Annotated in this window: 10 protein-coding genes and 1 pseudogene; 5 read left to right on the top strand and 6 right to left on the bottom strand. The window is 74.9% G+C overall.

Annotation, left to right across the window (positions count from 1 at the left end; all coding sequences use genetic code 11):
* Both PSD17_RS23685 and PSD17_RS23680 read right to left on the bottom strand, forming a co-directional pair.
* Positions 1 to 446: NUDIX domain-containing protein (locus PSD17_RS23685; protein ID WP_339124569.1), on the bottom strand; the 446-nt coding region annotated here is incomplete at its 3' end.
* 19 nt (positions 447 to 465) lie between these two features.
* The gene (locus PSD17_RS23680) at positions 466 to 1785 is read right to left on the bottom strand and encodes a D-arabinono-1,4-lactone oxidase (RefSeq protein ID WP_339124568.1); all 1320 of its coding nucleotides are present in this window, start codon (positions 1783 to 1785) and stop codon (positions 466 to 468) included.
* Between the two features lie 74 nt (positions 1786 to 1859).
* Here PSD17_RS23680 and PSD17_RS23675 point away from each other — a divergent pair, with 74 nt between their 5' ends.
* The 3 genes from PSD17_RS23675 to PSD17_RS23665 are packed head-to-tail and all read left to right on the top strand — an operon-like array spanning position 1860 to position 4872.
* Positions 1860 to 2498, top strand: a complete 639-nt coding sequence (locus PSD17_RS23675) for a TetR/AcrR family transcriptional regulator (protein WP_158511337.1) — start codon at positions 1860 to 1862, stop codon at positions 2496 to 2498.
* A complete protein-coding gene (locus PSD17_RS23670; RefSeq protein WP_339124567.1) occupies positions 2498 to 3682 on the top strand; it encodes an MFS transporter in 1185 nt (394 codons plus the stop codon). Before PSD17_RS23675 ends, PSD17_RS23670 begins: the two co-directional genes overlap by 1 nt.
* The gene (locus PSD17_RS23665) at positions 3679 to 4872 is read left to right on the top strand and encodes an alanine racemase (RefSeq protein ID WP_103381442.1); all 1194 of its coding nucleotides are present in this window, start codon (positions 3679 to 3681) and stop codon (positions 4870 to 4872) included. Before PSD17_RS23670 ends, PSD17_RS23665 begins: the two co-directional genes overlap by 4 nt.
* A gap of 49 nt (positions 4873 to 4921) precedes the next feature.
* On the opposite strand, the gene PSD17_RS23660 is transcribed toward PSD17_RS23665, so the two are convergent.
* Both PSD17_RS23660 and PSD17_RS23655 read right to left on the bottom strand, forming a co-directional pair.
* The gene (locus PSD17_RS23660; RefSeq protein WP_339124566.1) at positions 4922 to 5962 is read right to left on the bottom strand and encodes an enoyl-CoA hydratase/isomerase family protein; all 1041 of its coding nucleotides are present in this window, start codon (positions 5960 to 5962) and stop codon (positions 4922 to 4924) included.
* Between the two features lie 61 nt (positions 5963 to 6023).
* Positions 6024 to 6782, bottom strand: a complete 759-nt coding sequence (locus tag PSD17_RS23655; RefSeq protein ID WP_013676484.1) for a helical backbone metal receptor — start codon at positions 6780 to 6782, stop codon at positions 6024 to 6026.
* Positions 6783 to 6896: 114 nt separating this feature from the next.
* Here PSD17_RS23655 and PSD17_RS23650 point away from each other — a divergent pair, with 114 nt between their 5' ends.
* A complete protein-coding gene (locus PSD17_RS23650) occupies positions 6897 to 8162 on the top strand; it encodes an MFS transporter (protein ID WP_339124565.1) in 1266 nt (421 codons plus the stop codon).
* On the opposite strand, the gene PSD17_RS23645 is transcribed toward PSD17_RS23650, so the two are convergent.
* Positions 8092 to 8718: an FMN-dependent NADH-azoreductase gene (locus PSD17_RS23645; protein ID WP_339124564.1), complete on the bottom strand. Its 627-nt coding sequence runs from the start codon at positions 8716 to 8718 to the stop codon at positions 8092 to 8094. The genes PSD17_RS23650 and PSD17_RS23645 overlap by 71 nt on opposite strands.
* 93 nt (positions 8719 to 8811) lie before the next feature.
* Here PSD17_RS23645 and PSD17_RS23640 point away from each other — a divergent pair, with 93 nt between their 5' ends.
* The gene (locus tag PSD17_RS23640) at positions 8812 to 9273 is read left to right on the top strand and encodes a MarR family winged helix-turn-helix transcriptional regulator (RefSeq protein ID WP_339124562.1); all 462 of its coding nucleotides are present in this window, start codon (positions 8812 to 8814) and stop codon (positions 9271 to 9273) included.
* A gap of 104 nt (positions 9274 to 9377) precedes the next feature.
* On the opposite strand, the pseudogene PSD17_RS23635 reads toward PSD17_RS23640, so the two are convergent.
* A pseudogene (locus PSD17_RS23635) lies at positions 9378 to 9542 on the bottom strand (IS30 family transposase); the annotation flags it as partial.
* Between the last annotated feature and the right edge of the window lie 261 nt (positions 9543 to 9803).

Here is a 9803-nt window from a genome sequence, read left to right as displayed (position 1 = left end):
CTCGCCGCGAGCCGGTCGAGGAACGGCAGCTGGGTCTTGACGATCTTCTCCCGCGCCTCGGCGAGGGAGAACCACGCCGCCCGGTCGATCTCGGGGAACTCCTGCACCCGGCCCGAGCGCGGGGGCCACTCCAGCTCGAAGGTGTTGCTGACGATCGCGTCCGCGTCGAGGTCGCCCGCCACGGCGAAGGCGGCGACGACCTTGCCCGAGCCGCGGACCGTCCCGAGGTCGACGAGCTCACCTTCGGGCGGGGGTGAGCCCAGCTCCTCGGCGAACTCGCGCAGGGCCGCGGCCCGCGGCTCCTCGTCGTCGCCGTGCTCGCCCTTGGGGATCGACCACGCGTGCGAGTCCTTGCGCGCCCAGAACGGCCCGCCCATGTGTCCCAACAGGACCTGCGGGCCGTCGGGGCCCGTCCGGTGCACCAGGATCCCCGCGCTGCGCCGCATGGGCGTCGATGCTCCCAGCTCAGTCGCCGAGAATGCGCCGCAGGTACGGGTTGGTGAACGTCCGGCCGGGGTCGAGCCGGTCGCGGAGGGCGCGGAAGTCGTCGAACCGCGGGTAGAGGGCGGCGAGGTCGTCGGCGCCGAGCGAGTGCATCTTGCCCCAGTGCGGACGGCCACCCGCGTCGCGCAGGATCGACTCCGCCGCGTCGAAGTAGCGCGTGTGGTCGCAGCCCGCGTACTGGTGGACGGCGACGTACCCGCTGTCGCGGCCGAACGCGGTGGACAGCCACACGTCGTCGGCCGCGGCGACGCGGACCTCGATCGGGAAGGCGACATTCTCACCGCTGCGCCGCAACCAGTCCTCGATCTCACCGATCACCGCAGGGACGGCGTCGCGGGGGACGGCGTACTCCGTCTCACGGAACAGGACCCGCCGCGGCGTCGCGAACACCCGGTACGAGCGGTCGGTGAACTCGCGGGCGCCCAGCGCCCTGGCGGCGACCGCGTTGACCCGCGGGATCCACGACGGCCGGGCCGCGCAGACCTGGTTCGTCCAGCCGAAGACGGTGTTGGACAGGAACTCGTCGTCGAACCTGCGACGCCAGCCCGGCAGCGGCCGGACCGGTCCGTCGGCGCGGTCGTTGCGCTTGGTGAGCAGCCGCCGGGTGTGCGGGAACCAGTAGAGCTCGGCGTGGTCGTGGGCGGCGGTGAACCGGTCGAAGGTCGCGGGGTCGCGCAGGACCTCGTCGAACCCGGCCGGTCGTTCCCTGGCGCGCAGCAGGAACGCCGGTACGCACCGCAGCGTGACGGTCGCGACGACGCCGAGCGCGCCGAGCCCGATCGCGGCGGCCGGGACGACGTCGGCCGGGCAGTCGTAGAGCGTCCCGTCGGCGAGGACCAGCTGCATCCCGGCCACCTGGGTGCCGAGGCCGCCGAGCCGCCGGCCGGTGCCGTGGGTGCCGGTGGCGAGCGCCCCGGCGAGGGTCTGGACGTCGATGTCGCCGAGGTTGGGCATCGCGAGCCCGTGCCCCCACAGGGCGGGCCCGAGCTCGTGCAGCGGCGTCCCCGCCAGCACGGTCGCCGTGCCCGTCGCCGGGTCCGCGGACACGATGCCGCGCAGGCGGTCCGGCCTGATCGCGAGGCCGTCGGTGACCGCGATCGGGGTGAACGAGTGCCCCGAGCCGAGTGCCTTGACGCGCAGGCCCGCCGCGGCCGCCCGGGCGACGTCGCGCTGCAGTTCCTCGACCGACGCGGGCGCGACGACGTCGGCGGGGCTCGCCGTGGCGGTGCCCGCCCAGTTGCTCCAGGTCCGACGGCGGGCTGTCGCCCCGGTGGTGGCCATGCGAGAAGAGTGCACTGGACGGGCGTCCAGTTCAAGCTTGACCTGAACGGTCGTCCAGGACGACGATGCGGGGCATGCCCCAGCCACGGATCGCGAGGTCCCAACGACGCGACCAGCTCGTCGCCGCCGCGTTGGACGTCGCCGAACGCGAAGGCGTCCCCGCGATGAGCGTCCGCCGCGTCGCCGAGGCCGCGAACGTCTCGCTCGGCCTCGTGCACTACTGCTTCACCGACAAGGACGACCTGGTCGCGGCGGTCGCCTCGCGGATCGTCGAGGAGCTGGAGGCGGCCGGTGTGGGAGCGCTCGTCGACGTCGGCGCCGGCTCGCTGGGCGACGCGTTGCGCGCCGGGGTCCGGGGGCTGTGGGCGAGCCTGTCGGCCAACCGGAGCCGGCAGCTCGTCACCTACGAGATCACCACCCACGCGTTGCGCCAGGAGGGCCTGCACGACGTGGCCGTCGCGCAGTACCGGGTCTCGGAGGGCGCGGTGTCGGCGTTCCTGCTGCACGCGGCGATGACCACCGGGCACCACTGGACGCGCCCCGTCGAGGACCTGGCGGGCACGACGCTCGCGCTGATCGACGGTGTCACCCTGCGGTGGCTCGTCGACGGTGACGACGAGGGCGCCCTCGCCCGGCTCGACGCGTTCGCCGACGCCCTGCTGTGCGACGCGTGCGAGGACCCCCTCGCGAGACCTGCCGCCGGGGACGCGTGATGACCCTCGTGACGGGCTCCGGGATCGTCACCTCGCGGCTGCGCAGGGCCCGGCTCGGGGTCGCCGCCGCGTTCGCCGCCCAGGGCTTCCTGTTCGCCGTCCTGCTCACGCACCTGCCGCAGTTCGAGGAGCGCCACCACATCGACGACGCCACCGTCACGCTCGTCGTGCTCGGGGTGTCCCTGCTGGCGGGGGTGGGCAGCGTCGTCGCGGAGGCCATCGCGCGCCGCCACGGCAGCGCCGTCGCCCTGACCGTCGGCCTGGTGACGATCGTGGGCGCGACCGTGGCCGTCGCGCTCGCGCCCGATCTCGCCGTGCTGTTCGCCGGGTTCGGCTGCTACGGGCTGGGCGTCGGCGCGGTCGACGCCGGCAGCAACATGCAGGCCGTCGCGGTGCAGCGCGGGTACGGGCGCAGCATCCTCACGTCGTTCCACGCGGTCTGGTCGGGTGCGGGGATCCTCGGCGCCCTGTGGGTCGCGCTGGGGGAGCGGCTCGGGATGTCGCCGGCGGCCGGGCTGCTGATCGCGGCGGCAGCGGCGGCGGTGCTCGCCGTGGTCGCCCGGCACGGGATCCTCCCGGGCCGCGAGCTGCCCGTCGCCGGTCCCGATCCGGCCGCCGCCGCCGTCCCGTGGCGTCCGGTCCTGCTGCTCGGGTCGGCGATGGCGTGCTTCTACGTCGCCGACGCGGGCGTCTCCAACTGGTCCGCGCTCTACCTGCACGACCTGCTCGGCGCCGCGGCCGGCACCGCCGCACTCGGCTTCGCCGCCTACCAGGGAGCCGCGCTCGCATCCCGCGCCGCGGGGGACCACCTCGTCCGCCGGATCGGCGCGGTCGCGACCGTGCGGCTCGGCGCGTTCGTCGGCATCGGTGGCTTCCTGCTCGCCGTACTGGCGCCGAACGCCGGGCTCGCGATCGCCGGGTTCGCGCTGGTCGGGCTCGGCTTGCCGGTCGTCGCGCCGCTGTGCTTCTCGGCGGCGGGGGCGCTCGCACCCGGCGCGACCGACGCCGTCGTCGCGCGGGTCAACATCTTCAACTACCTCGGGGCCGTCATCGGCGGCGTGGCGGTCGGGGCCGTCGGGACGATCGTGGACCTCCGGGTCGGCTTCGTCGTCCCGCTGGTCCTGGCCGTCGCGCTCGTCGTGCTGGCCCGCGGGTTCGTCCCGGCACCGAAGGAGGCGCGATGACCATCGCCCCGTCGCGCACGCCCGCCACGGCGTCGTCGGTCGCCGTCGCGGCCGCCCGGCTCGACTCCGCCACCGCACACCTCGACGCGCCGCTGCTCGCCCTCGACCTCGACGCGCTGCGGGCCAACGCCGCCGATCTCGTCGTCCGCGCCGGGGGCACCCCGGTGCGGGTCGCGTCGAAGTCGGTGCGCTGCCGCGCCGTGCTCGACGAGGCCCTCGCGACACCGGGGTTCCGCGGCGTCATGGCCTACTCCGTGCGGGAGGCCGTGTGGCTGGCGCGTGCGGGTGTCGACGACGTCCTGCTCGGCTACCCGAGCGTCGACCGGGCGGCGCTGGCCGCCCTCGCCGACGACCCGGTGGCCCGCGACCGCGTGACGCTCATGGCCGACGATCCCGCCCAGCTGCGGATCGCCCGCGACGCCGGGGGCCGCGCTGGGCTGCGGGTCTGCCTCGACGTCGACGCGTCGCTGCGGATCGGTCCGCTGCACCTGGGCGTGCGGCGCTCGCCCGTGCGCACCCCGGAGCAGGCGGCCGCGCTGGCGACGTCGGCCCGCCGGTTCGGGTTCGAGGTCGTCGGGGTGATGTTCTACGAGGCCCAGGTCGCGGGGCTACCCGACTCGTCGGCCGCGGTCCGGCTGGTCAAGCGCGCGTCGATCGCCGAGCTCACCCGTCGCCGCGCGGCCGTCGCCGACGCCGTGACCGCCGTCGCCGGCGCGCTGCGGATCGTCAACAGCGGCGGCACCGGAAGCCTGGAGTCCAGCGCCGCCGACGCCGTCGTCACCGAGGTCACAGCGGGCTCGGGCCTCTACGGCCCCACCCTGTTCGACGGCTACCGCGCCTTCACCCCGCGACCCGCGCTGATGTTCGCGCTGCCCGTCGTGCGCCGCCCGACCGCGCGGATCGCGACGGTGTTCGGCGGCGGGTACATCGCGTCCGGTCCGGCGGGCGCGTCGCGGGTCCCGACGCCGGTGCTCCCCGCGGGCCTGCGGCTGCTGCGGACCGAGGGAGCCGGCGAGGTGCAGACCCCGGTCGGCGGCCGGACCGCGCCCCCGATCGGCGACCGCGTCTGGTGGCGGCACACCAAGGCGGGCGAGGTCTGCGAACGCTTCGCGGAGATGCACCTCGTCGAGGACGGGCGCGTCGTCACGACGGTCCCGACGTACCGCGGGGAGTCCCGGACGTTCGGCTGAGGCGGGTGCCGGGCCGGCTCGGGGCGCTCCCGGCGCGGCGGGTACCGCGCTACCCGAACGTCAGCGGCGGGTCGTCGGGGTGGGCGAGGGACAGGAAACGGTGCTCGGTCTCGCCCGTCACGGCCTCGAAGGTCGCCGGGTCCCAGCGCGGCGCGCCGTCGCGGTCGACCAGCACCGCGCGCACCCCCTCGGTGAAGTCCGGCCAGCGCACGCAGCAGCGCGTCAGCAGGTACTCCACGCGCAGGGCGTCCTCGAGGTCCGGCAGTCCGCGGGCGTCGCGGACGGCGCGCAAGGTCAGCGTCGCCGCCAGCGGGGCCGCCCTGTCGAGTGCCTTCGCGGCCGCGACGGCGTCGGGATGCGGGTCGCGGGCCAATGCCTCGCGGATGCCGGGCAGGTCGGGCGCGGCGTAGCAGCGGTCGATCCAGTCGCGGCCCGCGTAGAGCGCGCTCTCGCCCGGGTCGACCGCCAGCTCCTCCGCGGCGGCCATCGCGTCGGCGCCGTCGCGCAGCGCGGTGAGCAGCGCCGGCAGGTCCTCGACCTGCAGATCGGCGAGGCCGCAGGCGACGGCGTCGGCGGGGCCGAGGCGGGCGGCGGTGAGCGCGGCGTGCACCCCGAGCTCGCCGGGCGCGTGCCCGAGCAGCCAGGTCCCGCCGACGTCGGGGACGTAGCCGATCGTCACCTCCGGCATCGCGACGACGCTGCGCGAGGTCACGACCCGCACGCTGCCGTGTGCCGACACCCCGACGCCGCCACCCATCACGACGCCGTCCATCAACGCGACGTACGGCTTGGGGTAGCGCGCGATCCGGGCGTCGAGGCGGTACTCGTCGGCGAGCAGCGCGGCGCCGGCGTGGCCGCCCTCGGCGGCGTCGGCGACGAGGAAGCGCACGTCGCCACCCGCGGACAGGCCGCGCTCGCCCGCGCCGTCGATCGCCACCGCGCGGACGCCGTCGTCGTGCTCGAAGTCGTCGAGCGCGTCCGCGAGCAGCCGGACCATCTCGTGGTCGATCGCGTTGAGGGAACGGGGCCGGTTGAGAGTGAGCCTGCCGAGGGCGCCTTCGCGGCGGACGAGGACGGGCGGTTCACTCATGCGCCCCCCCGTGGGTGGCGATGGTCGCCACGGCGACCATCGCGACTCACGACCAGTGCCGTCACCGGACGTCCAACGCGCGCGGGAGGACGGCGGCGGCCTCGACGAGGCTGGGCCCGTACCACGTCAGCAACCGGCCGCTGACCAGCGCGGACGGCGCAGCGAACGCCTCGGGCCCGTCGTCGGCGGTGAAGAGGTAGGGCTCGTCGGGCAGGACGACGAGATCGTGCTCGGGCAGCGTCGCGGGATCGAACCGCGGATAGCGCTCGGGATCGTCGGCGAGGACGTTGTCGACGCCGAGCCGGGCCAGGACCGCGCCGGTGAAGGTGTCGCGCCCGCACGCCATCCACGGCTTGCGCCAGATGGGGACGACCGCCCGCCGCCTGCGCGCGGGCGTCGGGACCTCGGCCCACGCCGCGCGGGCCGCGACGAGCCACGGCGGCTCGTCGAGCCCGCACGCGGCGAGCATCCGCCCGAGCGAGTCGAACGCGCCGTGCTCGCCGTCCAGGGTGCGGATGTCGGTGACGTAGACGGGCACGCCCGCGGCGCGCAGCGCGTCGAGGTCCGGGGGCCGGTTCTCCTCCTGGTTGGCGAGGACGAGATCGGGCCGCAGCGCCACGATCGCGTCGACATCCGGGTTCTTCGTGCCGCGCAGCCGCGGGACGTCGAGGTCGGCGGGGTGGGTACACCAGTCGGTCGCGCCGACGAGCATGCCGGGCGCCGACTCCGCGAGCGCCTCGGTGAGCGACGGCACGATCGACACCACCCGCTGCACCGGCAGCGGGACGTCGACGTCGCGGCCCTCGTCGTCGGTGACCATGAACGTCTGTCGCACCCCGCGACGGTAGCCGGGTGCGGCCGGGCGCGCCGCTGCGAGCGGGCGTGTGCCGTCCCACGTGGACGGGCCGCGCGCCGCGACCTACCGTCGTTCGCAATGGCAACCATCGCGTCGACGGCGACCGGGCACGAGCGGGGGACGCCCGGGTTCCGCCGGCTCGGCGCCGCGATGTGGTGCGCGGGCCTCGCGACGTTCGTGCTGGTCTACAGCCCGCAGGCACTCCTGCCGACGTTCGCCGCCGAGTTCGCCGTCTCCTCCTCGACGGCGAGCTTCGCGCTGTCGGCGACGACCCTGGCGCTGGCCGTCGCCGTCGTCCCGCTGTCGGCCGTGTGCGAGTCGTGGGGCCGCACCCGGATGATGACCGCCGCCCTCGCGGTGTCCGCCGCACTGGGGCTGGTCGAGCCGTTCGCGCCGTCCTTCGGGGTGCTGGTGGTCCTGCGGGCGTTGCAGGGCGTCGCGCTCGCCGCGCTGCCCGCGCTGGCCATGGCGCACACGACGCGCGAGGTCGCGGCGCGCTGGCTCGGCGGCGCGGTGGGCCTGCTCATCGCCGGCAACGCGCTCGGCGGTCTCACCGGGCGCCTGGTCACCGGGTTCGTGGCCGACGTCGCGGGCTGGCGCGTCGCCCTCGGTGTGGTCGGCGGGGTGTCACTGCTCTGCATGGTCGCGTTCCGGCTCCTGCTGCCCGCACCGCGGACGCCCGATCCGCCGCGCGTTCGGCTGCGCGAGCTCGGCCGCCCCATCGGGCGCCACCTCGCCGACCCCGTGCTGCGCGGGTTGTTCGCCGTGTCATTCCTGGTCATGGGCGCGTTCGTGACCGTCTACAACTACTCGGGGTTCCGGCTGGAGGCCGCGCCGTTCGGGGTGCCCGTCGGGCTGGCCGGTTTGGTGTTCCTCGGCTACCTGGCGGGGCCGGTGGTGTCGCCGTGGGCGGGCCGGGTGGCCGACCGCCACGGCCGGGCGCCGGTCGTGGCGGCGGGCCTCGCCGTCGCGGCGGCGGGCGCGTGGGTGACGCTGCCGGCGAACCTCGTCGTCATCTGTATCGGCGTGCTGCTGGTGACGGTCGGGTTCTTCACCGCGCACGCCGTGGCCAGCGGATGGGCCGGGCGGCGCGCGGCGGACCTGCCCGACGGCTCGCCCGCGCTCGCGTCGTCGCTCTACCTGCTGGCCTACTACGCGGGCAGCAGCGTCGGCGGGTCGCTGGGCGGGGTGGCCTACGACCACCTCGGGTGGCTCGGCGTCTCCTGCTTCCTGACGCTGTTGCTCGGGGCCGGGTTCCTCGTCGCGCTGCGGCTCAGAACGTCTTCCCGAGGTCGCGCGCCCGTGCGTGGGCGGCCTCGCGTCCGGCGCGGGCGTCGGCCGTGACCAGGTTCGGCCGGAACGCGATCTCCTCGACGTCCTCCACGCCTGCCCACGCGAGCCAGTCGCGCAGGTAGGGCGCCTGGAAGTCGCTGCCGAACGCCGGGCTGCGGCCAGGCCCGTACACCGCGCTGGTGTAGACGACGACGGCCCGCTTGCCCTGCAGCAGGCCGGTGTAGCCGCGCTCGGGGTCGAAGCCGAAGAGCATCCCGGGCTGGCTCACGACGTCGACGAACTGCTTGAGGATGTAGGGGACGCCCGCGTTCCACATCGGGACGCTGAACAGGTAACGGTCGGCGGCGTCGAGCCGCTCGAACGTGGCCCGGGCCGCCGCCCAGGCCGCGGTGCCCTCGCCGCTCGGGGTCTCGCCGGCGAAGACGGCCATCTTGGCCGCGGCGGCCGCGGGGCCGAACTCGGGGAGGGTGCCGTCCCACAGGTCGAACTCGTCGATCTCGGCGTCGGGGTGGGTGGCGGCGAAGGCCTCGACGAAGGTGCGCGCGATCGCCAGCGACTCGGAGGCGGCACCGCGGGGCGAGGCGGAGACGTGCAGCAGGCGGGTCATGGGAACTCCTCGGGTAGTGGCATGCGGTGGTAGTGCGTGCGCACGCACATATAACCATGGTGCGTGCGCACGCACAAGGTCTATGCTCACGGCGTGACCGAGGACTCCGGGGTGGCCGCCTGGGCCGCGCTGCTGCGCACCCACGCCGCCGTCGTGCGTGCACTGGAGCGCGAGCTGGAACAGACCCAGAACATGCCGCTGGCCTGGTACGACGTGCTGCTGGAGCTCAACTCCGCGCCCGACCGGCGGCTGCGGATGGCCGAGCTGGGGGAGCGGGCGGTGTTGTCGCGGTCGCGGGTCAGCCGCATCGTCGACGAGCTGGCCCGGGCCGGGCTGGCCGCCCGCGAGCCCGATCCGAACGACCGGCGCGGCAGCTGGGCCGTCATCACCGACGCCGGGCGCGCCCGGCTGCGGGCCGCGGCCCCGGGTTACCTCGACGGGATCGCCCGCCACTTCGCCGACCACCTGACCGCGCAGGAGCGCGCCGCCATCACGACGGGCCTCACCCGCGTCCTCGATGCCGCCGCGGGGAGCGATGCGGCAGCGCGACGCTGACCGCCCGAGCGCACCCCCACGGTCCTGGCTCGGCGCGCTGGCAGCGGTGAGGTTGCGCGCAACGCACCGCGCGCAACCTCACGGTCGCCTCAGTGGCCTCGGGTTCAGGGGGTGGTCGCAACACCGGTGGTTACTGGCCGCGACAGTAGTCGGGTCAGTCTTTCCCCGGGGGTGTCCCAGTCCAGGGTTTTGCGGGGGCGGGAGTTGAGCTTGTCCGCGACCCGGTCCAGATCGGCGTGGGTGTGCACGGACAGATCGGTGCTTTTCGGTGCCTCTGTGTTTGTCAAGGCCTCGGCTCTAGGGTGGTCGTAGACTTCGGAGCCGCGGACCCGGGTTGTGACTGATCCGAAGAGCTGGCCATCGGGGTCGGGCTAGTGCCTCGATCGAGAACGTTGGCGTTGTAACCCGGCTGCGGTGATCGGCTGAGAGGCTGTCGTCGGAGGTGGGCGATGGCACGGCAGCCTGAGGGCCTGTCAAGAAGTCTGTGTAAGTCGATCTAGGAAGGTGGTCAGGACAGGTAGGGGTTGATG

This window comes from Pseudonocardia sp. D17 (assembly GCF_036984265.1).
GTDB lineage: Bacteria > Actinomycetota > Actinomycetes > Mycobacteriales > Pseudonocardiaceae > Pseudonocardia > Pseudonocardia benzenivorans.
Note: the sequence above shows the minus strand (reverse complement) of the source record. Positions and strands in the feature narration are given on the sequence as shown.